This is a genomic window from Anoxybacillus ayderensis, assembly GCF_013761015.1.
Lineage (GTDB): Bacteria > Bacillota > Bacilli > Bacillales > Anoxybacillaceae > Anoxybacillus > Anoxybacillus ayderensis.
Genome location: NZ_JACDUV010000003.1, coordinates 146,602 through 173,043 on the forward strand (window position 1 = coordinate 146,602; position 26,442 = coordinate 173,043).

At 42.0% G+C, this 26,442-nt stretch carries 42 protein-coding genes and 1 pseudogene; all 43 read left to right on the forward strand.

Going from position 1 to position 26,442, the window contains the following annotated elements:
- Positions 1-44 precede the first annotated feature (44 nt).
- The 43 genes and pseudogenes from HNR63_RS05240 (at position 45) to HNR63_RS05445 (ending at position 26,437) form a co-directional block, all read left to right on the forward strand.
- Positions 45-818 carry a GIY-YIG nuclease family protein gene (locus HNR63_RS05240; RefSeq protein WP_181520024.1) on the forward strand — a complete coding sequence of 258 codons (774 nt, stop codon included), beginning with the start codon at positions 45-47 and terminating at the stop codon, positions 816-818.
- Positions 790-1,602: a DnaD domain-containing protein gene (locus tag HNR63_RS05245; RefSeq protein ID WP_181520025.1), complete on the forward strand. Its 813-nt coding sequence runs from the start codon at positions 790-792 to the stop codon at positions 1,600-1,602. The genes HNR63_RS05240 and HNR63_RS05245 overlap by 29 nt, the downstream gene beginning before the upstream one ends.
- Positions 1,599-1,883 (forward strand): replicative helicase loader/inhibitor, encoded by a 285-nt coding sequence (locus tag HNR63_RS05250; RefSeq protein ID WP_181520026.1) that lies wholly within the window; start codon positions 1,599-1,601, stop codon positions 1,881-1,883. Before HNR63_RS05245 ends, HNR63_RS05250 begins: the two co-directional genes overlap by 4 nt.
- Complete coding sequence (locus tag HNR63_RS05255; RefSeq protein ID WP_181520027.1) at positions 1,861-3,135, forward strand: DnaB-like helicase C-terminal domain-containing protein; 1,275 nt, start codon at positions 1,861-1,863, stop codon at positions 3,133-3,135. The genes HNR63_RS05250 and HNR63_RS05255 overlap by 23 nt, the downstream gene beginning before the upstream one ends.
- Positions 3,132-3,545 (forward strand): hypothetical protein, encoded by a 414-nt coding sequence (locus HNR63_RS05260; RefSeq protein ID WP_181520028.1) that lies wholly within the window; start codon positions 3,132-3,134, stop codon positions 3,543-3,545. Before HNR63_RS05255 ends, HNR63_RS05260 begins: the two co-directional genes overlap by 4 nt.
- Position 3,546: 1 nt before the next feature.
- The gene (locus HNR63_RS05265) at positions 3,547-3,726 is read left to right on the forward strand and encodes a hypothetical protein (RefSeq protein ID WP_181520029.1); all 180 of its coding nucleotides are present in this window, start codon (positions 3,547-3,549) and stop codon (positions 3,724-3,726) included.
- A 4-nt stretch (positions 3,727-3,730) separates the two neighbouring features.
- Positions 3,731-3,901, forward strand: a pseudogene (locus tag HNR63_RS13970) (zinc-finger domain-containing protein); the annotation flags it as partial.
- 30 nt (positions 3,902-3,931) lie between these two features.
- Positions 3,932-4,369: a hypothetical protein gene (locus tag HNR63_RS05270; protein ID WP_246316748.1), complete on the forward strand. Its 438-nt coding sequence runs from the start codon at positions 3,932-3,934 to the stop codon at positions 4,367-4,369.
- A gap of 5 nt (positions 4,370-4,374) precedes the next feature.
- A complete protein-coding gene (locus HNR63_RS05275; RefSeq protein ID WP_220127409.1) occupies positions 4,375-4,914 on the forward strand; it encodes an HNH endonuclease signature motif containing protein in 540 nt (179 codons plus the stop codon).
- A gap of 100 nt (positions 4,915-5,014) precedes the next feature.
- A complete protein-coding gene (locus HNR63_RS05280; protein ID WP_181520032.1) occupies positions 5,015-5,431 on the forward strand; it encodes a single-stranded DNA-binding protein in 417 nt (138 codons plus the stop codon).
- A gap of 120 nt (positions 5,432-5,551) precedes the next feature.
- Entirely contained in the window at positions 5,552-6,271 is a 720-nt protein-coding gene (locus HNR63_RS05285) for a sigma-70 family RNA polymerase sigma factor (RefSeq protein ID WP_181520033.1), read from the forward strand.
- Complete coding sequence (locus HNR63_RS05290; RefSeq protein ID WP_181520034.1) at positions 6,268-6,462, forward strand: ComEA family DNA-binding protein; 195 nt, start codon at positions 6,268-6,270, stop codon at positions 6,460-6,462. The genes HNR63_RS05285 and HNR63_RS05290 overlap by 4 nt, the downstream gene beginning before the upstream one ends.
- A 25-nt stretch (positions 6,463-6,487) precedes the next feature.
- Positions 6,488-7,024, forward strand: coding sequence for a dUTP diphosphatase (locus tag HNR63_RS05295; RefSeq protein WP_181520035.1), 537 nt, complete (start codon positions 6,488-6,490; stop codon positions 7,022-7,024).
- Complete coding sequence (locus HNR63_RS05300) at positions 7,021-7,269, forward strand: hypothetical protein (RefSeq protein WP_181520036.1); 249 nt, start codon at positions 7,021-7,023, stop codon at positions 7,267-7,269. Before HNR63_RS05295 ends, HNR63_RS05300 begins: the two co-directional genes overlap by 4 nt.
- Positions 7,270-7,414: 145 nt before the next feature.
- A complete protein-coding gene (locus HNR63_RS05305) occupies positions 7,415-7,726 on the forward strand; it encodes a hypothetical protein (protein ID WP_181520037.1) in 312 nt (103 codons plus the stop codon).
- The gene (locus HNR63_RS05310; protein WP_181520038.1) at positions 7,713-7,874 is read left to right on the forward strand and encodes a hypothetical protein; all 162 of its coding nucleotides are present in this window, start codon (positions 7,713-7,715) and stop codon (positions 7,872-7,874) included. Before HNR63_RS05305 ends, HNR63_RS05310 begins: the two co-directional genes overlap by 14 nt.
- Positions 7,875-7,878: 4 nt before the next feature.
- Positions 7,879-8,271 carry a hypothetical protein gene (locus HNR63_RS05315; RefSeq protein WP_181520039.1) on the forward strand — a complete coding sequence of 131 codons (393 nt, stop codon included), beginning with the start codon at positions 7,879-7,881 and terminating at the stop codon, positions 8,269-8,271.
- A complete protein-coding gene (locus HNR63_RS05320) occupies positions 8,261-8,512 on the forward strand; it encodes a hypothetical protein (RefSeq protein WP_343047611.1) in 252 nt (83 codons plus the stop codon). The genes HNR63_RS05315 and HNR63_RS05320 overlap by 11 nt, the downstream gene beginning before the upstream one ends.
- The gene (locus tag HNR63_RS05325; RefSeq protein ID WP_181520040.1) at positions 8,509-8,937 is read left to right on the forward strand and encodes a transcriptional regulator; all 429 of its coding nucleotides are present in this window, start codon (positions 8,509-8,511) and stop codon (positions 8,935-8,937) included. Before HNR63_RS05320 ends, HNR63_RS05325 begins: the two co-directional genes overlap by 4 nt.
- Positions 8,938-8,941: 4 nt before the next feature.
- On the forward strand, positions 8,942-9,856 hold the full coding sequence (locus HNR63_RS05330; RefSeq protein ID WP_181520041.1) for a hypothetical protein: 915 nt from the start codon (positions 8,942-8,944) through the stop codon (positions 9,854-9,856).
- Positions 9,857-9,960: 104 nt separating this feature from the next.
- Positions 9,961-10,152, forward strand: a complete 192-nt coding sequence (locus tag HNR63_RS05335; protein WP_181520042.1) for a hypothetical protein — start codon at positions 9,961-9,963, stop codon at positions 10,150-10,152.
- On the forward strand, positions 10,149-11,108 hold the full coding sequence (locus HNR63_RS05340) for a hypothetical protein (RefSeq protein ID WP_181520043.1): 960 nt from the start codon (positions 10,149-10,151) through the stop codon (positions 11,106-11,108). The genes HNR63_RS05335 and HNR63_RS05340 overlap by 4 nt, the downstream gene beginning before the upstream one ends.
- Complete coding sequence (locus HNR63_RS05345) at positions 11,105-11,809, forward strand: hypothetical protein (RefSeq protein WP_181520044.1); 705 nt, start codon at positions 11,105-11,107, stop codon at positions 11,807-11,809. Before HNR63_RS05340 ends, HNR63_RS05345 begins: the two co-directional genes overlap by 4 nt.
- Positions 11,784-12,320: a hypothetical protein gene (locus HNR63_RS05350; RefSeq protein ID WP_181520045.1), complete on the forward strand. Its 537-nt coding sequence runs from the start codon at positions 11,784-11,786 to the stop codon at positions 12,318-12,320. Before HNR63_RS05345 ends, HNR63_RS05350 begins: the two co-directional genes overlap by 26 nt.
- Complete coding sequence (gene cas6, locus HNR63_RS13865; RefSeq protein WP_181520046.1) at positions 12,295-12,942, forward strand: CRISPR system precrRNA processing endoribonuclease RAMP protein Cas6; 648 nt, start codon at positions 12,295-12,297, stop codon at positions 12,940-12,942. Before HNR63_RS05350 ends, cas6 begins: the two co-directional genes overlap by 26 nt.
- The gene (locus tag HNR63_RS05360; RefSeq protein WP_246316763.1) at positions 12,932-13,705 is read left to right on the forward strand and encodes a phosphoadenosine phosphosulfate reductase family protein; all 774 of its coding nucleotides are present in this window, start codon (positions 12,932-12,934) and stop codon (positions 13,703-13,705) included. The genes cas6 and HNR63_RS05360 overlap by 11 nt, the downstream gene beginning before the upstream one ends.
- Positions 13,706-13,842: 137 nt before the next feature.
- Positions 13,843-14,343, forward strand: a complete 501-nt coding sequence (locus tag HNR63_RS05365) for a hypothetical protein (protein ID WP_181520048.1) — start codon at positions 13,843-13,845, stop codon at positions 14,341-14,343.
- A gap of 51 nt (positions 14,344-14,394) precedes the next feature.
- Positions 14,395-15,117, forward strand: coding sequence for a helix-turn-helix domain-containing protein (locus HNR63_RS13785; RefSeq protein WP_246316749.1), 723 nt, complete (start codon positions 14,395-14,397; stop codon positions 15,115-15,117).
- Positions 15,118-15,655: 538 nt separating this feature from the next.
- Complete coding sequence (locus HNR63_RS05375; RefSeq protein WP_220127410.1) at positions 15,656-16,132, forward strand: DUF5662 family protein; 477 nt, start codon at positions 15,656-15,658, stop codon at positions 16,130-16,132.
- A gap of 33 nt (positions 16,133-16,165) precedes the next feature.
- Complete coding sequence (locus HNR63_RS05380) at positions 16,166-16,351, forward strand: hypothetical protein (RefSeq protein WP_181520049.1); 186 nt, start codon at positions 16,166-16,168, stop codon at positions 16,349-16,351.
- Positions 16,352-16,389: 38 nt separating this feature from the next.
- The gene (locus HNR63_RS05385; protein ID WP_181520050.1) at positions 16,390-17,181 is read left to right on the forward strand and encodes a phage terminase small subunit-related protein; all 792 of its coding nucleotides are present in this window, start codon (positions 16,390-16,392) and stop codon (positions 17,179-17,181) included.
- Positions 17,168-18,451, forward strand: coding sequence for a PBSX family phage terminase large subunit (locus HNR63_RS05390; RefSeq protein WP_181520051.1), 1,284 nt, complete (start codon positions 17,168-17,170; stop codon positions 18,449-18,451). Before HNR63_RS05385 ends, HNR63_RS05390 begins: the two co-directional genes overlap by 14 nt.
- A gap of 182 nt (positions 18,452-18,633) precedes the next feature.
- On the forward strand, positions 18,634-20,004 hold the full coding sequence (locus HNR63_RS05395; protein ID WP_181520052.1) for a phage portal protein: 1,371 nt from the start codon (positions 18,634-18,636) through the stop codon (positions 20,002-20,004).
- A gap of 109 nt (positions 20,005-20,113) precedes the next feature.
- Positions 20,114-20,812 (forward strand): DUF4355 domain-containing protein, encoded by a 699-nt coding sequence (locus tag HNR63_RS05400; RefSeq protein ID WP_246316750.1) that lies wholly within the window; start codon positions 20,114-20,116, stop codon positions 20,810-20,812.
- Positions 20,813-20,826: 14 nt separating this feature from the next.
- The gene (locus HNR63_RS05405) at positions 20,827-21,681 is read left to right on the forward strand and encodes a phage major capsid protein (RefSeq protein WP_181520054.1); all 855 of its coding nucleotides are present in this window, start codon (positions 20,827-20,829) and stop codon (positions 21,679-21,681) included.
- Between the two features lie 49 nt (positions 21,682-21,730).
- The gene (locus HNR63_RS05410; protein WP_181520055.1) at positions 21,731-21,883 is read left to right on the forward strand and encodes a hypothetical protein; all 153 of its coding nucleotides are present in this window, start codon (positions 21,731-21,733) and stop codon (positions 21,881-21,883) included.
- Entirely contained in the window at positions 21,880-22,785 is a 906-nt protein-coding gene (locus HNR63_RS05415; protein ID WP_181520056.1) for a phage minor head protein, read from the forward strand. Before HNR63_RS05410 ends, HNR63_RS05415 begins: the two co-directional genes overlap by 4 nt.
- The gene (locus HNR63_RS05420) at positions 22,782-23,087 is read left to right on the forward strand and encodes a head-tail connector protein (RefSeq protein WP_181520057.1); all 306 of its coding nucleotides are present in this window, start codon (positions 22,782-22,784) and stop codon (positions 23,085-23,087) included. Before HNR63_RS05415 ends, HNR63_RS05420 begins: the two co-directional genes overlap by 4 nt.
- Positions 23,088-23,125: 38 nt before the next feature.
- The gene (locus HNR63_RS05425) at positions 23,126-23,590 is read left to right on the forward strand and encodes a hypothetical protein (RefSeq protein ID WP_220127411.1); all 465 of its coding nucleotides are present in this window, start codon (positions 23,126-23,128) and stop codon (positions 23,588-23,590) included.
- A gap of 66 nt (positions 23,591-23,656) precedes the next feature.
- On the forward strand, positions 23,657-24,574 hold the full coding sequence (locus HNR63_RS05430) for a hypothetical protein (protein WP_181520059.1): 918 nt from the start codon (positions 23,657-23,659) through the stop codon (positions 24,572-24,574).
- Positions 24,575-24,601: 27 nt separating this feature from the next.
- Positions 24,602-24,946, forward strand: a complete 345-nt coding sequence (locus HNR63_RS05435; protein WP_181520060.1) for a hypothetical protein — start codon at positions 24,602-24,604, stop codon at positions 24,944-24,946.
- The gene (locus HNR63_RS05440) at positions 24,943-25,422 is read left to right on the forward strand and encodes a phage neck terminator protein (protein ID WP_181520061.1); all 480 of its coding nucleotides are present in this window, start codon (positions 24,943-24,945) and stop codon (positions 25,420-25,422) included. Before HNR63_RS05435 ends, HNR63_RS05440 begins: the two co-directional genes overlap by 4 nt.
- A 4-nt stretch (positions 25,423-25,426) precedes the next feature.
- A complete protein-coding gene (locus HNR63_RS05445; RefSeq protein WP_220127412.1) occupies positions 25,427-26,437 on the forward strand; it encodes a DUF3383 family protein in 1,011 nt (336 codons plus the stop codon).
- The last annotated feature ends 5 nt before the right edge of the window (positions 26,438-26,442 follow it).

Genomic DNA, 26,442 nt, shown 5'->3' on the forward strand with positions numbered 1-26,442 from the left:
CATAGGACACGGTAAGTTACCGCACCCTTGGAGGCGATGACTTTATGAGTAAATATGAATATAAGAATGAGACTCATTTCTTCTACGTGTGCAGGAAAATATTATTCAACAACGGTTTGAAATTATCATATGACGATCAACAACGTTTACAGGAAATAACCGATTCGATTTATAAATTCCAAAAAACTTACGATGACTTATTATACAAGCTGGAATTAAGGGAAGTTATAAAAATATTTTCGTATATGCTTCGGTCTGTTTACAACTTCGATGAATTGGCCGAAACATTAGAGGACTTCGCTTTTATATTCAAGCGGTTTAGAGAAATTGTTAAGGACGAAAATGTAAATCGCGAAAATTACAGAGACCTTTATGACGAATATTATAGACCAATCATCGTTCGTGAACAAGTGTGGTTTAAGAAAGAGAAGAAATACAAACAATTTACCGATGAATTTATCGAACTTCAAAAAGAGTTAGCCAGAGATCACGGAGTGTATTTCTTGTATGACGAAAATCAAACGCTTATTTACATCGGAAAAAGCGTTATGAATTTAGGTGGCAGGATAGCTTCTTCGGCAGCAGAAAGGCAAGCGACTTTTGTGCGTTACGCTTTAACAAAAACGAAAAGCGATACATCGATTTACGAAATGTACTATATTTCAAAATTCAAACCGCCGTTAAATAACGACGGTAAATGTGATGATGAAACAACAATCGTTTTACCAGAATTAACATTTTCAAAAATTTATCAGATTTATGAAGACGTAAAATACGAGGTGAAGCAGGATGGCGAAGTTCAGACAAGTGCATGTTGATTTTTGGCAAGACGGCTTTGTTCTTGATTTAACGCCGGAAGAAAAATACTTCTACCTATATCTAATGACCAACAGCAAGACCACACAATGTGGCATTTACGAACTCCCAAAACGAATCATTGAAACAGAAACAGGATATAACCGCGAAACCGTCGATAAACTGCTGCAACGATTCATTGGCTACAGCAAGATAAAGTACGATGAAAAGACTAAAGAAATCATGATCGTCAATTGGATTAAGTACAACAGGATTAATAGCACTAAAGTGATTGCTTGTATCAAAAAAGAGCTGGAACAAGTCAAAAACAAGAGGTTTGTAAACGAATTTATCAACCTATGCAAATGGTATGGATACGGTATAGATACCCTATGTATAGACTATGGGGAAGAACAAGAAAAAGAACAAGAAAAAGAACAAGAAAAAGAACAACATGTCGAGTCGTTAGAAACAGTTGAAAATGAAAAACTAGACAAAATAGAGCATGTCTATCAATTCTATCAAAGCAATTTTGGGATACCATCGTCATACACGATGGAAAGCATGAATCAATGGATGAACGACTTATCATCGGAATTGGTACTAGAAGCTTTAAAGATCACCCATAAAGAAGGGAAGACGTGGAAATACACGGAAGGTATCTTGCGTAATTGGGCGAAGGAAGGCGTCACTTCTCTTACTGACCTAGAAACCAAAGAAAAGAAAAAGTCCGCGTCGCGCCGCCCGGACAAAATGGTAGAAGCATATCGAAAGTATATTGAACAGTTAAAGGAGGATGCGGAATGAAAAAACATGAAGTAGCCGAATTGTTAATGCGAATTCATTTCCTGTATCCCAATCAATTTAATATTGACGAGAGCGAATTTCTCGAAGCGGTTGACGCTTGGTACATGGTGCTCGGAAAACAAGATTATGATGCCACGCTGGACAAGCTGAAACGATATGCAGCGGAACATCGCTACCCTCCCGCTCCTGCTGATTTGTACATCAAGAAGCATGCCGCTTACGAAACAAACATTATAAGCGAGATCGAAAAATGGGAGCGTGAGGCGGTTGGTAAATGCTGAACAGTCTTTACTACATTGTATATTGAAGGACAACAGTTTACTACAAGAAATCCACCTTGAACCCGAGCATTTCACAGACATCAGACATCAACGGATTTACCGCGCGATGAAAAAACTCGCGAAAAACAATGAAATCATCGACGCGGTATCCCTGTCCGTTCAACTTGGTGATGAGCTGCTCTTTATTGGCGGATATGACTATTTGAATGACCTATTACATATTGTTGCCAACACGGAGCATGTTCATACGTATGAACGGTATGTAAAGGAAAATTGGAAAACGAATCGGGTCAAGGAAATCGCAAAAGAAATCAGAGAAACAAATGACTATGAAAAGATACAACAACTGACGCAAGAAATGCACAGCTTGACCATTGACGAAGCGGAAGGAGAGTTCAGTCTAATTGATGTTCTTACAGACATCGAAATGGACGTGAATACCACAAAGCAAGGGATAAACGGCATACCGACAGGGTTCCGTGACTTAGACATTATTTTAGATGGCTGGGTGGAAGAAGAATTAACGATTATCGGTGCTCGTCCGTCGGTTGGGAAAACCGCGTTCTCCCTGGCGCTAACGAATAATGCATTACAAAAAGGACACTTCGTCACGTTTTTTAGCTTAGAAATGTCCGCGAAATCGCTTCTTACTCGAATGATATGCGGGCTTGGCCGTATACATGCAACAAAAATAAAAAATGCAGCGAAACGATTTAATGAACAAGATTGGATAAGTTACCGCCAGGCGCAAGGGATTCTGACAACGTACAAGGGGCGGTTAGATATTGACGACCGATCGAAAGTGAAAGTAACAGATATATGGGCAAGGGTGAAAGCGAATATCAAAAAATCTCCGTACACAAGACATGTAGTCATCATCGACTACTTGACGTTGATCGAAGGAAGCGGACGGCGCGAACGATATTTAGAAATCGGAGAGATCACACGGACATTAAAACGTATGGCGCGTGAATTGAAAGTATCGGTCATCGTTCTTGCTCAGCTCAATCGGGCAGTTGAACAGCGACAGGACAAGCGTCCAACGAAATCTGACTTGCGCGACTCTGGAGAAATTGAACAAGATGCCGATAAAATTCTGTTGCTTTATCGCGATGATTACTATAACAAAGAGGAGCAACAGAACATCATTGAAGTGATTGTTGATAAGAACAGAAATGGTCCGCTTGGCGTCGTGAAGCTGTACTTTGACAAGAACACGCAAGTTTTTGCGAACCTCGAGGTGAGCGAATGAAAATAAGGGAACTGTACGAAGAAGCCATCCGATATGAATACTACTCGTTAGTGCTCATCATTGACTTTCTTGTGCGGGAGAAAAAAGTTTTGTCACTTGACGACGACGCAGAAAAGATAGATTACTACTTCCAGCCTAAATTCAAGCGCGCGATGTATCGTTATTTAGATGAGTACAACGAGAAAACAAACATCATGAAGCCTGTGCCGATGTTGTATTATGCACCGCGTCAAAATGTATATGTGTTGGCGTATGATGCGGAACAAGCGAAACATGTCGCAAAAACCGATCAAATCGAGGTCGCAGAAGAACCGCTCTTTTACGTGACTGAAAATGGCATCATACGCATGACGCGTCGTGACATTCGGAGGAAAGCACCAAAAATACCGTATGTGTTTAGGGGGAGATAACGTGCGGAGAAAAGTGATAGTTTTTACACGTCCGATTGATAAATGGGATATTTTTCGCTACATCGCATCGAAAGATGGGAACGTGACAATTGAGGAATTAAACAAAACATTCGCGAGTGTGTACGATGAAGAAATCGGTGAAGCAGTAATCGAGTACCTGGCGATGCGTCGCGAGTGGTGAGCGTATGGGGAAGTTGGATAAACGTGAGAGAACAGCTGTGATTATTAAGATCAACGACGTAATCGAGCGATATTGCAAAAGATGTGAGTATAACAAACATGATAAAAATGGCGCTTTAAAAGACCCAACTTTTTGTCGTTCACAATGCGCAACAGGAGCGTTGTTACAACGATTAGGAGAATACTTGGAGAGAGGAGAATGTCTTATGTCGAAAATCACAAAGGAAGCATATGAGGCGTTGAAAAAAGAGGGAAAAACAGATGCGTTTATCGCATCGTATTTCGGGATTACACAGGCGACATTGTCTTACCATAAAAAGAAGTGGGAAGGTGCGGCGGATAAAACAACCGAAACATATGACGAGTTGATGCAACAATTGAAGCAGCAACTATCGGAAAAAGATAGCACGATCCAAACGCTTCAGAAACGGATTGAGGAGCTTGAAGTAGAAGGGAAACATCAACATATAAAAAAAGATGGATTAGACAAAACAATTTGCGAACTAAAAAATGACATTTTACGTGCCGAAAGTGAAATCGAACTGTATAAACGATCACTTGAAGAAGCGGAAAGAGAAAACGAAAAACTTATTCGTCAGAATGAAAAGTTACGTAAACTACTCGAAGTCGCGATCGAGATGTGATGCCGATGTTTGAATTTCGACCGGTTCCAAAGCCGACGAAAGAACGGAAAGAGAAGCCAAAACCAAAATATAAAGAAAAACGGCCGAAAAAACGAAAAGGGAAAACACGTGTGCATAAGGGGCGTACGATTCCAAGCGCACGTGTACGAGGGCAGGTAAGTAAACGAGAGTATGAGCGGATGATTGAGGAGTTTGGAAGTGTCTGTATCGTTTGCGGAAACACATATATCGAAGCGCATCACATTCGGTTTCGATCACAAGGCGGCCGTGGCAAATGGCGAAATCTCGTGCCGCTATGCAAAGAACATCATATGAAAGCACACCAAGAACGAACCTTTGCGGATTGGTTACGAGAGGAACGAGAGAAACGATATGGCGAATGGTATTGGGCGGATGAATATGACTTATTTATGGCTGGACTAATTCCAAACACAACAAAAGAAGCATTCGAGCGGTTTATGCAAAGGGGAGAGGTGGATGAGGAAACTTTACGTCGTAGAGAAAGTGATTCAGACCGCGGACGGGGAGAAGCTGACGGTCGTTGAGACGTATGAAAGCAAGCCGAAAAAATTTTCTTACATCATCTTTGTTTAAACGCAATAATTCACCAATATATCATGATACACAAGAGAGGAGATTAACACAATGAACAAAGTTTTCCTTATTGGTCGTTTAACAAAAGAAGCTGAACTACGTTACACCGCGCAAGGAAAAGCAGTAGCAACGTTCACGTTAGCGGTCAATCGCAACAAAGAACAAACGGATTTTATTCGGATCACGGCATTCGGAAAAACGGCTGAAAACACCGCAAACTACACGCAAAAGGGATCGCTTGTAGCGGTGGAAGGAACGATTGTAACAGGGAGCTACGAGAAGAACGGACAGCGTGTTTTTACAACGGATATTTGGGCGAATACGGTGCAGTTTTTATCATCGAAGGGGGAAGGTGGCGGAGAGCAAAAAAACGCGAATACGGGGCAAAAACAAGCGAATACGAGCGCATATGATGACCCGTTTGCAGATATAGGAACACCGATTGACGATGGAGATCTACCTTTTTGAGCAATGCGAGCATGAGTATAGATATGAGTCGGATGATAACTATTTCGAAGTGGGGATATGCGTGAAATGCGGACATAAAATCGAGATTCCTTTTTAGCGAGAAAAAGCGGGGTGGAGAGGATGCAAGAAAAGTTCCTGTCTAATTACAAACTGATTTACCAGGCGATCTATTCCTTGCTTGGAGGACATGAAAACGCAGAAATATACGCGAGAAAGCACGGCATGGAATTCTCGGATTTAGAACAAATTGCCGCAGAAATGTTATGGAAGGCGTGTCAGTCGTATAAGGAAAATGGAACAGCGACTTTCGCTTACTACGTGATTGTATGCATACAAAAACGGATTTTGTCAGAAGCGCGGCGGCGCGGCCATCTCATTCGTGTGCCGGAAGAACGAAGCGGCAGGCCGGATCCATACGAAATGGAGAATTTGGACAAACCACTATTTGATACCGGACAAAAACGGATGTTGTATGAAGTCATTCCGTCTGATATGAACGTGGAACAAATCGTGGTACAAAAACTCACACTAGAGGAAAAACTGCAACAGTTGAAACGGGAAGAAAGAATAGTAGTTTGCATGAAACTAGATGGGTACACGGAAAAAGAAATCGCGCGGAAATTAGGGAAAACGACAAACGCAGTACAAATGATATTGCAGCGAGCGTTAAACCGATTAAATTCGAAACGAGAGAAACGGAAAAACCTCATGAGCGAATTTATCAAGTTATATGAAGCCGGAGCCAGCAGGGAAGAAATTATGAAAACATTAGGCATTAACGATATTGCCTACCGCAACTACAAATATCGCTATCACAAACAACAAAGGGAGGCTGGATGATGAATCCAGACTACTGGCGCGGATTCAACGATGGCAAACGAGCTGGAGAAAAAGAAGCGAGGGAGAAGGCGGCTGGCGTGCTCGCCTTCTATATCGAGTCATTGCGTGAAGTGAAGGGAATCGGTGAAAAGACGTATCAAAAAATTGTACAACACATAAACACCGTTTCTATAACTAAAAACAATAACTAATTATAACTAAACGAGGTGAAAAAATATGAACTTAGTTAAACTGTTTGAACTGCAACGCCAGCTGGACGCTCACATCGAAAAAGAGCATCCGCGGCAAGAAGGAGAAGATCGGCTGGCGAAAAAAATTCTTGCGCTTCAAGTGGAGCTAGGCGAACTATGTAATTGTTGGCGTGGTTTTAAGTTTTGGAGTAACAATCAAAAACCGCACACAAAAGCGTTACGAAATCCAGCAATGATGCCAGAAGACCAAGAATGGTACAATCCACTCCTTGAAGAATACGTAGACTGCTTACATTTCCTATTATCTATCGGTCTTGAAAGTGAAATCGGCACTTTTACAGGTGATGAATTAATGCCTATAAAGATGGGCACTATTGAAATTCAATTCATAACTCTATTTAAGGTGACAGTCACATTCCTTGAAGATATTAATTACTACCCGGATATGTGGGAACTTTTCTTAGGTCTTGGCGAAATGCTCGGCTTCACATGGGAACAAATCGAAGAAGCCTATATGCAAAAGAATGCGGAAAATCACGCTAGACAGGAGCGAGGATATTGAGAAACGAGAGACTTTTCCTTCTCTCCCTTGCTGAAAAAGAGTGCACTAAACAGTTAGAAAAAGCACAAAAGCAAGTGAAGAAAACTTCAACAAAGCTATTTTCCATGAACGATATGAACAGCACAGTCCGACAACGTGCGATGATGAGAGCGAGATTGGCAACGGACTGTGAAGAGAAAGACAGATGGCTCAATCGGTTGATGATGATTAGGCAATGGAAGGATGAAATCAAACGTGATTTGTAAGGATGTGAACATATGTCGATTATATTTAGCAGATGGCTAATTATTGTCGTTGGTTGGTTAGTAGGAATGGCTTTGGGGCTTGATATCGAGAAGTTACTTTTGACAATGATTCTAGGTTACTTGATTTATTTGGAGTGTGTGTTGGATGAGCGGAAAAAAGTCTAAACGCAAAGGATACGAAGGGGAAAGGGAATTCGCTTCCCTTATCCCCGGTGCTAAACGAGTACCGCTGTCGGGAAGTATCGGCGGAGAGCATAGCAACGATGTGATATTGCCGAATGGATGGCGGGCGGAAGTGAAGCGGAGAAAAAGCGGCATGAAGCAGTTATACGATTGGTTGAATCAATCTAGCCCCGATGTGGTTGCGTTTAGGGCGGACAGGCAGGAATGGATTGTGTCGATGAAGTTAGAAAAATTCTTGGAACTGATGGGAGGAAAAGATAATGGCACAAATTAGCTTCGAGGTAGCAATGAAACACTTAAAAAACGGCGGAAAAGTGTACGTGGAATACAACGGAGAAAAGCGAGAAGTGGTGACACCAAACGGGTTCGTTAGTTTTCCGCTTGACCTAGCGAAAAACGGTATGTGGTTCGTTGGGGAGTGACGACATGAGCAAAACAACAAAGCTTGCTGAACTATACAAAAAGGCGGCTTCTCTAAATGAAGAGCTGCCGAAAGAACTTATGGAAAAGCTGTCGATATATGGTCAAATACTCGAGTTACTTGGCGGTCTGTGGGCGGCGGCAACGAAAGATTGGAAGCTCGCGGAAGCTAAGCGTCGGGAAACAATCGCGACAATATATAGTCTTGACCCAGAAGGTACAACAAAAGACAGGGAGATGAAAGCGGAAATGGCCGCTGCGGAATGGCGCAGGAAAGAAGCGGAGTATGAAGCAGAAGCGCTCCGCTGGAAAGCGGCATACTTATCTACACAGGAACAGATACAGATACTCAAGAAAAAGTATGAGCATATGAAAGAGGTGGCAAAGGGTGGAATCTAAAGCGGAATATTGGATGCAGGAACTCAATAAAAATCAGATTCTACGCAACGTACAGAAAATGCTTGAGGAACAGACACGAAAAGGGCTAGAGAAGTACGGAACAACGGTGAATCCAGCGGACTATGACTTCATCGGATGGCTCGAACACCTGCAACAAGAAATGATAGATGCGATCGTATATTGTGAAACATTGAAGTTCAAATATGTGCATTTAAAAGCGTTAGAGGAGCTGGGCAAATGACAGTAGCGCAGAAAATCAAAAAAGCGACGTTCAAGCACATTGAGGCGGAACTGTATTGTTATTATGATACATTGAAAGAAATCGAACGGATTCGGAAAGATATCATGTTTTGTAATGATAGTATAGACGAAAATGTGGGTGGTGGGAGAAGCAATCTTCCTTCTAGCCCGACGGAACGGATTGGCACGATGTTATTGACGCATAGAAGGTTACAACAACTTGAAACCGTCGCAAACGCAATAAAAACAGTATATGAGCGTGTATCGGATGAGCATAAGCGACTTATACAATTGAAATATTGGACAAGACCGCAACGTTATACATGGGATGGGCTAGCAGACCAACTAAACATCAGCAAGCGCCAAGCGATGCGATGGAGGGATGAAATCGTTTACGCAATAGCAGAAATGCTAGGATGGGGGTGAGGAGATGGAGCCTACGCGCTTGGTATATGAAGCGTGGAAACGAACAGAAAAAATCATACAGAACACAAAAGATGCAAAAGGGAACGAGATTGTACGGGAAGTAGAATTCTACGACCCGTACGATGTGAAGCATATGGAAAAAATCGACAGTCGTTGCTTTTTATGCGGAGAGACGATACAGGAAGGGATTGCGACGAAACATGTATTTTCAGACGTGTTCACCGATTGGAATCGGTCACGGTATCCGATCGGGACGCATGTATGTCCGGCTTGCTCATTCACAATATTGACCAACCCGAAAAACAGGACGAGTTTACGGAACTTTTCATTCGTCGCAGAAGAAAAATTGCACCTGCCTAATCGCGTGGAGATGCGACAATTTCTCGTTGAACCGCCAGAGCCGCCGTTTCTCATCGTGCTGGCGGTGAGCCAGAAAAAACATCTAGCGTTCAAGGGAACTGTTAGCTACAACCGTGAGATTTATACTGTTATGCTGGAAGAAACAGAGGTGATTATCAATCGGAAAGAGTTTACTAGACTGCTAGCGATTGTGGAGCGTTTCCTATTTGCCTTCACAAAAACAGAAGTTCAAACGGGTCAATACAACCAGCAGCGTGTGTTGAAGTTTGGAATTGATCGTTGGGAATGGTTTGAGGAACAGGTGAAGCCGTATCGAGGAACTGAATTGCTGAATGTCGTGATGTTTGTTGCGCAAAAAGTTGAGAGGGAGGAAGATGTACTATGCTTTATGGGTTTAGGACAAAAGACGAAAACGCCGCCGCAGCCGCACTTATCGTTTATGCCGTCTATCGAAGCCGAAACAAACGACGTGGACCAAGCGGACCAGATATGTGGGGACAAATTGAACGATTCACAAAAGCAAGTGCAAAGCGAGCAAATACAATTGGAACTTTTCTAGAAGCATTCAAGCGCCGAATGGCTTGTGAGAGTATAAATCCAAAATGGTGCGAAATCGGTTCGGATGTCATGACAGCCTATCAAGACGAGTTTGGAAACATCATCATGAAGGGAAATGACGGAAACAAGCGTGAATTTTTGACAGAGATCATCGAAAGTGGAAAAGATGATGAAATTTTGTATCAACTCTACAAAGAAACCGCTCGAACGATTATGCTCGTGCGTGACCGTTTAGAACGAGAAAAACCGCTCGAATCGAAATTAGAAACTATTGTTGAAGGGGAGATCATTGAATGAAACACTATCGTATCGAAACCATCTATACTCTTTTACAACCGTTATCTCATATCGGAGAAAGCGAGTCGACGCAAAGCTTCTTGAACACAACAACAGTCGTGAACGGTGACAAAATCGAAGAAGTCATGGTCTATTCAGGGAATGCGCTGCGCGGAATGCTGCGTGATTGTGGAGCGCGTTATCTACTCAACAAACTGCAAATTCAAGTGTCACTCAAAGCGTTTCACTTGCTGTTCTCGGGCGGGAGTATCGGCGGAGCGCAAAGCATCGACATTGACCAAGCTCGCGCGATCAGAAAAGCGTTGCCGTTTGTATCGCTGTTTGGCGGCGGCGTAGGAAATCAAATTTTAGATGGAAAACTCAAACAAACCTTTGCTTACCCGATTTGCAGAGAGACTAATAACATTTTACCGTCATATCTCCCAAAACCGGAATATAGCTGGCGGCATCTTTCCAACGTCATCGAGTTCAGTCGCAAGGACGATGAGAAAAACGAGAACATGCGCAATCAATTCTTGGCGTTGGAAGGTGAGGAGTTGCTTGCAATCGAGGGAGAAAAAGGAAAGAAAAAGAAAGAAGATGGTCCAGCGACTCAAATGCGCTATGCGGTGGAATATATGGCGCCAGGAACACAGTTGTGGCACCGATGGGATATTATCTGTGACGAGGTAGAGTTGGGAGCATTTGTTTCGGCGATACACGAGTGGCAGAAGCAACCTTATCTCGGTGGTATGGCTGGAAAGGGATTCGGGCTTGTGTCGGCAGAAATGGACATCATCACAGAAGAAGAAGGACGGCAGCCATTCGCTTCAATTGGGGCTGAATTCATCCAACTAAGCGCAACTGCGCAGAAAGCAAAAGAAACCTATGACGCACACTTGAAAGACCTCTACGATGCATACGTACTAGAAAATAGCGAGACGATCATTAAAATGTTGGAGGGCACAACAAAATGAAGCCGATGCGAGTCATTGCAAAGCTCCTAGATGGACGTGTGAATTCATCAGATGGACTATTCAACCTTGATAGTATCCTGGCATACGCATGGATGCTAGAAAATCATCCAGATGCCGTTTTCAATTCAGAAATCGCGCGGGATGGGTTCATTGAACCTGTCCCGCCACTTGTAAAAGGAGAGGACGGGCGCTGGAAATCGTCAAGTGGTTTTTATATTCAATACGATGAAATCACAGAATATTGGCATAAAAAAATCAATGACGCAGATGCAACAATCTACGTAGATTTTAAAGGTCGTCGCGGGAGGATTGAAACACAAAAAGGAGAGACGAAAGCCTACCGCATGCCGCAGATTATTCGTGTTGTGTCGGACATTGAATTTTACGCGGTCGGCGACATAAAAGAAGTGCGACGGCTATTGAACACATATATTACGAATATCGGGAAAAAAGGCGCGCAAGGGTACGGATATGTGAAAGAATGGATTGTTGAGGAATGGCACGAAGATTGGACAGAATACGGGCCGTATGGAATTATGCGACCAACGCCGTTTTCGGGAGAATTGCCGAATGGCGAAGTGTATCAAATACGAATGTATGCGATTAAACCGCCGTATTGGCTGAAAGACAATCAAGTGATATGTATGATCCCGAATGTACGTAAGGAGGAGTGGAATGAATCGCTACTATATCACTCCTGAAGAATACGCAATTGCTGAAAAAAACGGGATATCTCGCGAACGAGTAAACAACCGTGTCCGTAGCTTAGGTTGGGATGTAGAAAAAGCGATAACAACGCCTGTTAAAAACTATTCTGTTTGGCGTGAGTGGAAAGGGATAGCAGAAAAAAATGGTGTTCGACATAAGGTTTTTTACAGTAGGATTAAAAAGCTGGGTTGGAGTCCTTTGAAAGCTGCGACGACACCTGTGCGAAAATGTGATGCAGGAGCAATGCGACACGCAAGGAAATTTCGGAAAGGTTTTTTTAGTGAACGGGAGTTAGCTATTATGCGAGAAAACGGGATCAAGTGGGATACAGCTTATAAAAGGGTTGTCAGGAGATTGTGGGACAGGGAAAGAGCGATCAGCGAACCTCCTTTATCTCTGTCAGATAAAAACCATCCATACCGTAAAAAACATGACGAATTGGTTTCTTATCATATCAAAAGGAAAGAAGGTAGGAAACGTGTTCAAAGCCAATCTTCCTGTTGAATTTAACGACGGAAAGTTGATGTATAGTGCGGTCTTAAAAATGATTGAGAAAACAAGTCCTGTTTTATCAAAAATGATACACGACAATCGGAATTATCGACCGTTTAGTATTGTTTTACCAAACAAAATTCATGTGATATGTCCGATGTTAGAACAAATGATCGGTGGATTAAACGGGATAGAAATTACTGAACATATAGATTATCGTGACCTGTTAAAAGGAAATAAGGGACGTGTGAGTACGCAGTTTCATTTTGAAAAAACATTCTTTCGGAAGTGGGGAAATATCAACTACCCACTCCCCGATCCATTGATGATTTTGACATCGTGGAAACAACGATGGAATGAGATTTTTCCAGATAAAATAGATATAGAAATACCGACTTACGAGGAAAATAAACGATTCCCTGCAAAAATTGTCTATGCTAATGTTGTTACTCATGCTTATCGTATTGCTGATTATCCAACGTTCACCGTATTTAGCGGAGATGTGCGTATTAAGCCGGATTTAAGCATAGCTAATGAATTCCACGCATTATCGCATTTTGCTGAATACGCCGGGACGGGTGCTAAGACAACGATGGGAGCTGGAGGGACTACAATTGTGGAATATGACCGATAGTGAAAAAGAAATGTATATGCTTTACGCAATGTTACCAGCATTCAAAAGGAAAGTAGAAAAAAGTCTATCGATTATACGCGATGCTTTTCGGATTGAGAATGTCAAGTGGTCAGCTTCAATTAGTTTCGGTAAAGACAGCTTGGTTTTGTTAGACCTCTTGCACCAAGTGACAGACAGAATACCGGTTCATTTTATGGATAGCGCGTATAAATTGCCTGACATATACGAAACAATGGAATTAACGCAACAACGATATAAATTTGATATTTTTAAAACACATTTTGCTGACGGACGTCCAATGCAAGAAGTTTGGGAGAGGTTTGGAATACCAGGTATAAACCGGACAGAGTCAATGCAAAACAAAGCGTTGCAGGTATTAAAAAAAGAACCGTCTGATCGTTGGGCGAAAGAAAATGGATACAACGGTGTGTTTTGGGGGATCAGAAAAGAAGAATCACGGAGCAGAAGATGGATGATTATGAGCATGGGTGTCACATTTGAAAATACGCAAGGATTCTATCGATGTGCTCCGCTTGCTGATTGGACAGCAAGGGATGTATGGGCTTACATTGTATCAAGAAACTTACCATATCCGAAATTGTATGATTATCAAAAATTCCAGACAAGAGATTGGATAAGGAACACCGGTTGGGCTACTACAGATGGTGCTAACGAAGGAAGGATTTTGTGGCTACGAGAGTTTTATCCTGAATATTACGAAAAGCTTGAATGGATGCTACCTGATGTAAAGTCTTATACTTAGAAAAGACACCGATAGTAGGTGTCTTTTTTTTGTCGAAAAATGTCGCAAAGAAATTTTAAAAAATGTCTTGTATTTTAGACGAAAAATGTATATAATAAAATCAGAAAGGTTGAATACAAGACAGGAGGGAAAAGAAAATGAACAAAAAAGAGATCATGAAAAAAGCAGTTGCATTAGCAAAAACGATGGTTGGTGATTGGGTAGCTTGCATGGCGTTAGCACTAAAAACTGTATGGGCTGAGGTGAAAAAGATGAGAGAAAAAGCGTTACCAACTTTGAAGGGTACTCCGAAACAAGTGGCGTGGGCTAGCGATATTCGTGATAAGGCGGTAGCGGCATTAAGCGAGATGGTAAAAGTATATGTTGCTAAAGTTGAAAGCGGCGAATATTGGAGCGAAAAGGACGATGCTTACAGATCAACGAAAAAAGCACACTTACTCGAAGCTTTCGATGCTCTTTTGAATGTCGATGAAGCAAAAGTGTGGATTGAGCTTTTTGGCGTCAACTATGCAGTATCAAGAAAAGGCGTTGACCGCTGGGCACTCGTCAATTCATTCGCATACGATTGGGTGAAAGCGAACTGCAAAAGAGGAAGATTAGCCGATTCTTTTTCGAAAAGAATGGGTACGATTGAGTGAATTTTCTATCCCTCCTGTCTTTTTAAAAAACAACTGAAAGGGGAAATCAAAATGTTGATGTTTAAAGAAGAGTATGGAAGCAGAGATGACGCATTTAACGGAGCGATCGAGAAGGTATTTGAGATGATTGAAGGAGCATACGAATGGGATTTGGATGCAGCGGATAACATATATCCACTCGAACGCAGAAAGATAAGTTTAACTAATGAGAAAGGCGAGAATGTCGGTAGAGTGACGATCGACATATATCCATCAGAAGAAGACGGTTATTACATTGTTGAAGTTTATTTGATTAGTGGCAATATATCACCGATAACGGCTGTTTACACGGCGCGTGAAGCGGAAAAAATATGGGAATTAGGACAGAACACCGTCGTTAAATGGATTGAGCGAGGGAAGTTTAAGGTAAGTGAAGCACGGAAAAGTGGTGGCACGTGGTTAGTCACTCATAAAGGGATGGAACGTGTGGCTGGGCGTTTAGATGATTCATGGATGAAGGAGATTGTTGAAAATTACGTCAATGGATTGAAAGCATCTGTTGATGAAGCAGAATTGTTTTATGCGCGCGATTACATTGATGAGATTGAAGATATACTTGATGAAAAAGAAATTAAATACACAGACATAGAAAAAGAAAAAATAAAACGACTAATCATAAGAGAATTAGTTGAAGAATACGGAGAAGATAACGTGTTTTACGGTTCTTATGAACATAAAATTGTTTTCAATGATAAAGTCGAAACTATTTACGCTCAACTAGTAATTAGAAAATAGTGATAAACAGTAAGAAAACCGAAAGAAAAATGACAGAAAGATGACAGAATATTTTGTTCCAGACGTGTTATGATTGTATCGTGGGATATGTTGAAGCAGGGCGTCACTCCGATCGTGGTGGCGTTTTTATTTGAGGTTGAAAGGAGGAAGTGCTGTTTCTTTGTTTCACGCTGATTGTCACTTTTATGTCACTTTCACAGTATAGTTTTAGTTTATAATAGTATCATAGGAATTAACGTCATCACCTCGCACGATGTGTGCGACGTGGTGGCGTGTAGTATAATGAACACACGGGCATCGCTCCCGAAGGTGTCTATGAACTGCCAATCCCGAAAATAAAGCGGGGTTGAATCCTAGGTGCAGGGATTAGACGTGAACATATCAAAACAACGTCACTCTTTCTTGGTAGGTTGGTCCAAGACCGACCGCCTTTCGCGTGCTACGTGAGAGGTTGAGTAAGAAGGGGTGGCGTTTTATTATGCTATCAATATTTGTTCTAATGAAAATATGTGCTAAATGCAAAGTGAGGTAATGAAACGTGGCTGAATATCGGAAGTATACCGAAGAAGATTGCAAGAAAGATACGATTGTCCACATTAATCAAGTAAGGGAATTTATGATGAGCGCCGCAAGCGAATTATTGAGAAGAGCAGTAGCGCACGATCAAACGAAACTAGAATCTCCCGAACTAGAGATATTCACAGAATACACTCCAAAACTCAAAGGTAGCACTTATGGTTCGGATGAGTATAAAACATTCTTAAAAGAAATGAGCGTGGCGTTGAAACATCATTATGCTAACAACAGCCACCACCCTGAACATTATGAAAACGGCGTGAATGGAATGGATTTGTTTGACTTAATCGAAATGGTTTGCGACTGGAAAGCAGCCGTAATGAGACATGATGATGGTGATATTTATAAAAGTTTAGAAATCAACAAAGATCGTTTTAAGATTGGCGAACAACTGTATTCAATCCTTAAAAACACAGTAGACCGTTTTAAAACAATTTGACGCGGAAAGCGCAACGAAAGCGAGGTGAAAGGCATGGAACGATATATTGATGAAGAAGAAAAGAAACGAAACGAAGCTTATGAGAAGCACAAATGCAAGGGTTGCGAGTGGGCCTCTTGGCAACAGAAAAGTATCGTGGTATGCCTTTTTCCTCGTTGTGTGAAAGATAAGTGGTTTGAAGGGGTAAAACGTGTTTTGGAGACGTTAGAGTCTGAATAATCAGGTGCTTTTTTATCGGAGGTAGGTGCTTATGTAATATGCCAAGACGACGCGATCCAAGACGAGATAAAGCGTTTGAGATATGGAAACAACATAATGGGAATATCACTAATCGAGAAATTGCTAAAATGCTCGATGTAGATGAAAAGGTAGTTGCTGTATGGAAACAGCGTGATAAATGGAATGTTGTACAACAAACAAATACAAATGTTGTACAACAAAACGACAATACTGATGTTTCGTGGATTGAAATTGAAAATGAGTACGTAACTGATATACGAAAGAAACCTTGTACTCTCAAAGATTTGGCGGAAAAGTATGGTATTCCTCATAAACGAGTTAGAGAATATGCCGCTGAACATAAGTGGACTGAAAAAAGGGACAAATATCGGATAAATGTGGGACAAAAAACAGCAGAAAAAACCGCCGAAATTATCAGTAGCGAACTATCCGCCGTCACCGCTCGTCATTTACGTGTATCGGACAAGCTCATCAGTATTATTGAAGAAGCGTTAGAAGATGAAAACGAACTGTATAAGTACGTTGAAAAGTTGCGCCAAGGATATGGGAAAGGCGCATTTGAAGAGTCGATTATCGTTGATGTAAAAGACGCATTGAATGACGCTAAACTATTAAACATCGTTCAATCGCTTGAGAAACTGCAAAAGATGCAACGACAAACGCTTGGTATCCTCGACGCTAAAGACCAGCACAAAATCGAAATGGATAAGCAGAAAATGGGTGATGACGATACAGAATTTGAAGACGATGGCTTCCTAGATGCATTAGATGGCAAAGTAAAAGAGGTGTGGGACGATGAAGAAGTTTAAGCCTGCTCCTTTTTATTTTAAGCCGTTTTCTAAGAAACAACTCAAAGTATTGACATGGTGGCGCAAAGGTTCGCCTGTCAGCGACAAAGACGGTATCATATGTGACGGTTCCATTCGTGCTGGAAAGACCGTTGTGATGTCCCTTTCCTACATCATGTGGGCGATGGATACGTTTAACGAACAAAACTTCGGCATGGCAGGAAAGACGATTGGAGCATTGCGCCGAAACGTCATTACGCCGCTCAAGCGGATGCTTAAATCGAGAGGATACAAGGTCAAAGATCATCGAGCAGATAACTATTTGACGATCACGTTTAAAGGGAAAACAAACTATTTCTACCTGTTTGGCGGGAAAGATGAATCCTCACAAGACTTGATCCAAGGGATTACGCTTGCTGGAATGTTCTTTGACGAAGTAGCGCTCATGCCGGAATCGTTCGTCAATCAAGCAACCGCCCGTTGTTCGGTTGATGGAGCAAAGCTGTGGTTCAACTGCAACCCAGCGGGACCGTATCATTGGTTTAAGACTGAATACTTGGATAAACTCGATGAGAAAAACTTGCTCCATTTGCATTTTACGATGGATGACAATTTATCGCTGTCCGAGCGGGTAAAAGAACGCTACAAGCGGATGTACAAGGGTGTGTTCTATCAACGATACATTCTTGGTCTATGGGTGCTGGCGGAAGGTATTATCTATGACATGTTTAATAAGGATGAACACGTCGTTCCAACGGTGTCACGCCCATATGGGAAATACTACGTATCGATCGACTATGGTACACAAAACCCGACAACGTTTGGATTGTGGGGGCTTTACAACGGCGTGTGGTACAAGGTGAAAGAGTATCACTACGACGGCCGACAGCAAAACAAGCAGAAAACAGACCAAGAGTATTATGAGGACTTGGTCAATTTTATTGGCGATATTGAAAAAGACCGTTTTAAAGGCGTGATCGTTGACCCATCAGCCGCTTCATTTATTGCGTTATTGCGGAAGAAAGGAATCAAAGTCATCAAAGCTAAAAACGATGTACTAGATGGCATACGGAATGTAGCAACCGCTTTAAACAAGAAAATGATTCTCTACAATGATTGCTGCAAAGAAACATTCCGTGAATACAGTTCATACGTTTGGGATGAAAAAGCAGCAGAGCGGGGCGAAGATAAGCCGGTCAAACAAAACGACCATCAACTGGACGCTGATCGCTACTTTGTCAATACGGTATTGTTTGGCAATAAAGCCCGTGCGGTTCCGTCGCTTTATTAATGAATACGGTATGCAATTTTAGTAGACATAACCACCGTTTTAGGAAGTTGAAACAGACGAAAATGTTGATATATCAATATCGAAAAATTATCGGGTATACAAAGTTTTATGCATCCTTGTTATATCAATGTTTTTGCGCTTCTTGTTTTGTATAAAAACTTGCATAAAAAGGAGGTGACATCATGCGTTCAACCATACAATTATCTGTCCAAACGGTCACAAGCGACATCATCAAACGGATACTCGAATGGCACAAACCACACCGCGAAGCTATGCTAGGGCTATACAACCGCTATTTAGGTAGCGGATTGCCGATACAAAGCAGAGAGTTACCAGACCCGAAAAAGCCAAACAACAAAATCCCAAACGATTACAGGGGATACATTATCAATCAAGTCGTTGGGTATCTGTTCGGAGAACCGATCACGTATAGTTTAGATAACACTAAATACGGTGAAGCGAAAGCTAAAGAGTACCATGATCGCATTTCGCGATTCAATATTCTTAATGCTATCGACGACCTTGACAGCGAATTAGGAAAAATCATGAGCATTTGCGGATACGCCGCTCGTTTGTTATACATCGACAAAAACGGAGAAGAGCGGGCGATGAACATTTTCCCGTGGGAAGTGGTATTTATCGAAGATGGTGGTGAGATCACACACGCTATCCGCTATTACAAGGTGAAAGACCTTGAAAACAACGAATACACGAAAGTCGAATGGTACGATTCTAAAAACGTCACATTCTTTATCGAGAATGATGGCGTTTTTATTATGGATTCAGAAGGAAGTCAACCGCACTTATTTGACTTTGTGTCGCTCATTCGCTTCCAAAACAACGACGAAGAACAAGGTGATTTTGAGAAAGTCGAAGCATTGATTGACGCATACGACAAAATCGTTAGCGATTCAGTCAACGAGATTGAGACATTCGCGAATGCGTATATGGGTTTCAAGGGTGTACAAATTGACCAAGAAACCATTGATAAGATGAAGCAAACAGGCGGTATTGAAATCGACGAGAACGGCGATGTGTTTTTCATCACTAAAAACATCAACGACACATTCGTCGAGAACAACAAGAAAACGCTCAATGAAAACATTCATAAGTTCTCCGCTAGTGTTGACATGTCTGATGAAAAATTTAGCGGAGGTGCGCAGACAGGGGAAAGTCGCAAATGGAAGCTCATTGCGCTTGAGAACAAAGCGGGAACGAAAGCTCGTAAATTCGGTAAAGGCTTGCGTGAACAATTCAAAGTATTGTGTAGCGCATGGAAAAAGAAAAACATCGACATTGACTATCTCGATATCTTTTGGGAGTTTAAACGCAATATTCCAATCGACCTTTCTTATGTAGCGGAGTATGCGTCGAAGTTGAAAGGGATTCATAGCGATCATACGTTATTGTCGCAAATTCCGTATATCGATGATGTTCAATACGAGAAAGAGCTTATGAGACAGGAAAAAGAAGATATGATTGACCTTGATTCGTTTACAAACGATACAACAAACCAAGATGATACAGAAAACCAAGAGAGCGAACTCATGTGAGGGCGTTCTCTTTTTTATTGCTTGTCCTGAGTAAGACGTTAAACTGCTCGAATAAAACAGGACTTTGCAGGGGCTTATGCAACTGTGAAGGACGAAGGAGGAAATGAAAATGACATTTGAAACTGAAAACAAACAGTTATTCGATATGCCGCTACGTCTCGATTTTCAATTTTTCGCGGACGGTGATGGCGGTGATGGTGGAGAACCAACAGGAGACGGAGGACAATCAAGCAACCAACCACAAAGCGAACCAAGCAACGCACAAGGGTTGCAATTGACACTTGATGTGGTGCAGCAGTTCGTGAACCAAAATGACGATGCGAAAAAGTGGTTGCAATCACTCACGGACTCACGTGTGACGGAAGCTATCAAGACATACGAGAAAAAGACGCTTCCGAAGAAGTTAGAAGAAGAGATTGCAAAACGCTATCCGCCTGAAACACCGGAACAAAAACAATTGCGCGAGTTACAACAGAAACTTGAACAGATCGAACAAGAAAAAATTCGCGAATCGCTACGTAACAAAGCGCTATCCGTTGCAACGGAAAAACAATTGCCAACAAAACTCATTGACTTCTTTGTCGGACAAGACGAAGAAACGACGTTGAAAAATCTTGCTGTATTTGAAGAAGTGTTCTCCGCTGCCGTACAAAAAGCGGTAGAGGAGCGGTTCAAAGACGGCGGTCGTAATCCAAAACCGTCTAATCCAGATGGAAAGCCAATCACACGGGAAATGATTGAGAAAATGACACCAGAAGAGATTAACGCAAATTGGGAGCAAATTGAAAAATTCTTACAAGGAAAATAGGAGGATGATACATTATGGCAATCAATAACTTTATCCCTACAATTTGGAGCGCACGCTTGCTTCAAAACCTACAAAAAACACTTGTCTACGGTCAAGCTGGGGTAATTAATCGGGATTACGAAGGTGAAATCAAAGCGTATGGCGACACGGTAAAAATCAATAACATCGGTCGTATCAACGTGGGAGATTACACTAAAAACCAAGACATGCCTGCTCCTGAAACATTGACGGATGAAACACGCACACTTGTTATTGACCAAGCAAAATTCTTCAACTTCCAAGTGGATGACGTGGACAAAATCCAGCAAAATCCAAAGCTTATGGATGAAGCGATGCGCGAAGCGGCTTATGCGTTGCGAAATGCTGCCGATCAGTTTATTGCTTCTCATTACGTTGAGGCATATCACCAAATTGGAAACGACACAACACCGGTACAACCAACAAAAAACGATGCGTATGAATACCTTGTTGACCTGTCGGTGAAGCTGGACGAAGCAGATGTACCAGAACAAGGTCGTTTCGTCATCGTTCCGCCGTGGTATGAAGGTCTTATGCTTAAAGATGACCGCTTTGTCAAAACAGGTAGCATGCCAGCCGAAGAACGTTTAATGAATGGTGTGATTGGAAAAGCAGCGGGATTCATTGTGTTGAAATCAAACAACGTACCAAAAGTAACGGGTGCAAACGAAAACTACAAAATCATCGCTGGACACAGCATTGCGTGGTCATTCGCTGAACAAGTGAACCAAGTGGAGGCGTATCGTCCAGAGCGTCGTTTCGCTGATGCTGTTAAAGGCCTTCATTTATACGGGGCCCGCGTGACAAGGCCTGAAGCATTAGCTGTCTTGAGTGCGAAACGTCCAAGCTAATCAAGGGAGCGGCTAGGCTCCCTTTTCTTGTTGTTAGGAGGTGTAAACAATGTGGCTGAAACATAAAAAAACAGGAAACACGTGGTATGTGACGGATGAGGAGCACATCAAAAGGTTAATCAAAAGTGGCGACTTTGAGCAAGTAGAGGTAGAAGAAAAGAAATCATCGAAAAGAGCTCCCACTAAACGTGATGACGCATGAAAAATTTGAACAAAACGATTGAAATGATCGAGAAACTCGTCAATCGACGAGTAAAAAAAAGTGAGCGTGACATCGTTAAACGATACGCTATATTGCTCAACGATGTCCGAAAGGAATTGGCGAAGCTATACGAAAAATACGAAGTCGATGGCAAGTTAACATATAGCGAGATGGCTAAATTTGACCGCTTACGCAAGTTTATGGAGTATATCGACTATTTACTCAAGATACTTTACAAAGACGTGAGAAAGACCGTTTATGACGTTCTAGGAGAGTCTTATCTCGATGGATATTACCTTACGGCATGGGCGGTGGAAACCGATACATTGAGCCGCTTGAGTTATTCCGCTGTGCGACCAGAAGTCATTACAGCCATGATTGAAAATCCGATCACAGGGCTTACCCTGTCACAGCGACTGGAAAAGAATCGAGCGGCCATCATCTACACGATACAGCAGGAAATCACACAAGGTCTAGTGAAAGGCGAAACGTACAAACAAATGGCGACACGAATTAAAGATGCGCTTGAAAATGACGCAACAAAAGCGATGCGGATAGTACGCACAGAGGCGCATCGGGCGGTTGAGACAGGGAAGTTGCAGGCCGCTGAACATGCCCATAAAAACGGTGTTGTGATGTATAAAGTTTGGAACACGGTTGAGGATGGAAGGGTTAGAGCAAGCCATAAACTACTTGACGGTATGAAGGTTCCAGTAGACAAGGAGTTTAAAAAAGGCAGTATTCATGGTATGGTTCCGGGACAATTAAGCGGCGGTGCTAAGGAAAATGTAAATTGTCGTTGTTATCTTTCTTTTTCTGTCGAGAGAATAGAAAAAGTTGATGCTAAGGAATTAGAAGGCATGACCTTTGAACAATGGAAAAAGGAGCGGTTGAAACGATGACGTTAGATGAATTAAAAATTCGTTTGAAAATCCCGCTCAATGACACGACACAAGACGAATACTTACAAATCGTTTTAGACGACGCAATAGATTATGTGAAGCAATATTGCCGACAGTCGTTTGATGAAGGATTGCCACCAAACGTCAAACAAGCGATTGCGAAGTTGGTCAAAGCGTACCAAGAAAATAGTAATGTGGCTTCTCAATCATTAGGCGACATGAGCAAATCTTTCTTTGAAGGCGGTACGATGAACGAAGTGCACCGCTTACTTGCTCCATATCGAAAGGTGCGGTTTGTATGAGTATGGTCATTAAGGATACCAACAACATTGACAAGGTGATGCGTAATCTAAAGCAACTTGGCGGCAAACAGATCAAAGTTGGCTTGTTCGGCGAAGATGATTCCGAACTTGTTATGATTGGCGCTGTGCATGAATATGGGACGGAAATCAAAGTGACTCCACGAATGAGGGCGTGGTTTGCGGCGAATGGGTATCCGCTCAAAAAAGAAACAACCGTCATCAAGATACCGGAGCGGTCTTGGTTGCGGACGGGTTTTGATGAAAATGTCGATAAGATTGCTGAAAAAATCGAGAAGTTGCTTCCTGACGTAATCGAAGGAAACATCAACCCGAAACTCTTTATGGATGCAATCGGCATGGAGTTTGCTGGACTCATTCAAAAGAAAATGCGTGACTTGAAGAATCCACCGAACAGTCAAATGACGATCGAGCGGAAGGGTTCGGATAATCCGCTTATTGATACAGGTCGCTTGGTTGGAAGCATACGACATAACGTCGAATAACTGGAATTCAAACCTGTTAGTTGATATAATAATGGTATCTACAAAAAAGTTGTGAGAGGGATTGGCGTGGGCAGGTTAATAGATTTAACGAACAAGAAATTCGGTAGGTTGTCAGTTGTTCGGCGCGGAGAAAATGATAAGCGTGGCGAAGCAAGATGGGTATGTCTATGCGAGTGCGGGAACACTACGGTGGTTAATGGCTATAATTTGAGAAAAGGTATAACTAAATCTTGTGGCTGTTACGGAAGAAAAAGAACGAGCGAAACAAAGAAAACTCATGGATTAACTAAAACGCGCATTTATGGTATATGGAACAACATGAAGGACAGATGTTATAACACTAACAATGAGGCTTTTGAAAGGTATGGCGGCAAAGGAATTTCCGTTTGTGATTCTTGGAAAAACGACTTTTCCGAGTTCTATAAATGGGCTATGGAAAACGGATATAGAGAAGATTTAACTATTGATCGCATAGACAACAAAAAGGGATATTCGCCCGAAAATTGCAGATGGGCAACAACAAAAGAACAAAGCAACAATAGAGAAAACGTACATGAAGTGACGTACAAAGGTAAAACGCAGACACTTTCTGAATGGGCTGATGAATTAAACATTCCTTATGAGGTGCTATACAAAAGGTTTTATAAAGGGATGCCGTTGGACAAAGTGTTTGATACAGAAATTAAAACTAACAACCAAAGATCGATAACATACAATGGTGAAACAAAAAATATTAGACAATGGGCCAAAGAAAAAGGAATACCTTATAAAACCTTGCATAAACGAATTATGGATGGTTGGGATATTAAAAAAGCATTAGAAACCAAAGATAATCCCTTGCATAATCAGATAACTTACAACGGCAAAACACAAACTATTGCTGATTGGGCTAGAGAACTTAATATTAATTACGACACGTTGAAACAACGTTTAAACAAATATAATTGGCCTGTAGAAAAGGCATTTAAAACACCTGTAAAATAGGTGTTTTTTTATTGGGGTGATGTCAATGTGAATAAACCATTCGCATTTGCTGACTTTGTTGACGAATTCAAAGTACCGTTCACATACATTGAGAAAACCGATGGCTATTGGAACGACGCTGGTGATTGGGTAGAAGGTGAAGAAACACAAACAAAAATGTATGGCATTGTGTTGCCACTATCGGAAGATGACCTTCAATACGCTGAAGCGGGAACATATCAAGCGAAAGACAAAAAGGTGTACACGACACAGCCGCTTGCATTGAACGCTGAAATTGAGTATAAAGGTGACCGCTACACGATACAAAACTTCAAAGATTACAGTGAATATGCGGATGTGTATATCTACTACATGAGGTGGCGGAAACAATGATCGAAACCATTAAAAACATGATCGCAAAAGCCTACCAAGACACCGGGTTACGCATTATCCAAGCGAATACAACCGCTCCGAAGCCACCGTTGCCGTATGCGGTCTATAACATCACCGCTCCATATGTAAAAGATCGAGGGCAGCCAAACGTCACGACACGAGATGCAGGCGAGGAATTGTATCTTCAATACGAAGAACAATACCTTGTGACCATCTCGTTCAATATATACGCAGACAAAAACGAAACGACCATTGGCAATGCGATAAAGCTACGTCAATGGTTTTTGTTTGTTGGTCAACAGTACCTGCAAGACAACGGGATAGCGGTTGTCAATGTCGGAAACATCGAAAACCGCACGGCATTTCTTGTGGACAGCTACGAATACAAACATGGCTTTGATGTGCAACTGCGCATGACACAAACGGCAGAAATGCCGACAGAATGGTTCAATAAAGTAACTTTCAAAGGAGAGTGAGAATATGGGCAATCGTTATGTAACGGTGACGATTACACGACAAACGAAAGCGGTGAGTGAAAAGGGATTTGGTACACCACTCGTGTTGTCAACCTCAAAAAACTTGCCGTATAAGATTTACACAGATATTGAACAGGTGGCCAACGACTTTGCCACAACGACAGAAGAATACAAATTATTCTCTCGCATGTTCGGGCAAAATCCACGACCAGCGGAAATTGCTGTATTCGGCGTGCAATACAACGGGACAAGCGGAGATCCAGCGGTGCTAGTCGATGCGTTGAACACGCTAATTCAAACACACAACGACTTTTACTACCTTGTATCTGTCGAACAGGGTGATGACGAAATCGCTGCACTTGCAGAATGGACAAGTACACAAGAAAAAATTTACGCCGCTTCGACATCGAGTGAAACGTTATATACCATGTTGAGCGGGTTGTATGACAATGTATTCCTTCTTGTGCATGACCAACCGCGTCAATATCCAGCTGAAGGACTTGTCGCGTTGCTAGCACCACAAGAAATTGGCTCATATACATGGACATTCAAAACGATCCAAGGGGTTGCGCCAGCCACTTTTGACGCAACAAAAATCAATGACATCCACAACAACAACGCTTGCACATACATTCGTGAAGGCGGAGTGAATATCACATCGCACGGCGTTGCGACAAGCGGTGAATACATTGACAACGTACAAGCAACACACTTTATCAAAGCACGTATGACAGAAGCGGTGTTCCGTTTACTCGCGACACAACCGAAAGTGCCATACACGGATGCTGGTATTGCGATGGTGGTTGCGGAGGTGGACAACGTATTGAAACAAGCGTTCCGCCAAGGGATTATCGCAGAGGAAAATGGCGAACCGTTATACACCATTACCGTTCCAAAACGCGCAGAAATTCCTGCAAACACACGCGCACAACGTATTTTACCAGATATTGAGTGGACAGCAGTGATCGCTGGAGCGGTGGAAAAAGTAGAGATTCGTGGAGTTCTCACGATTTAAGGAGG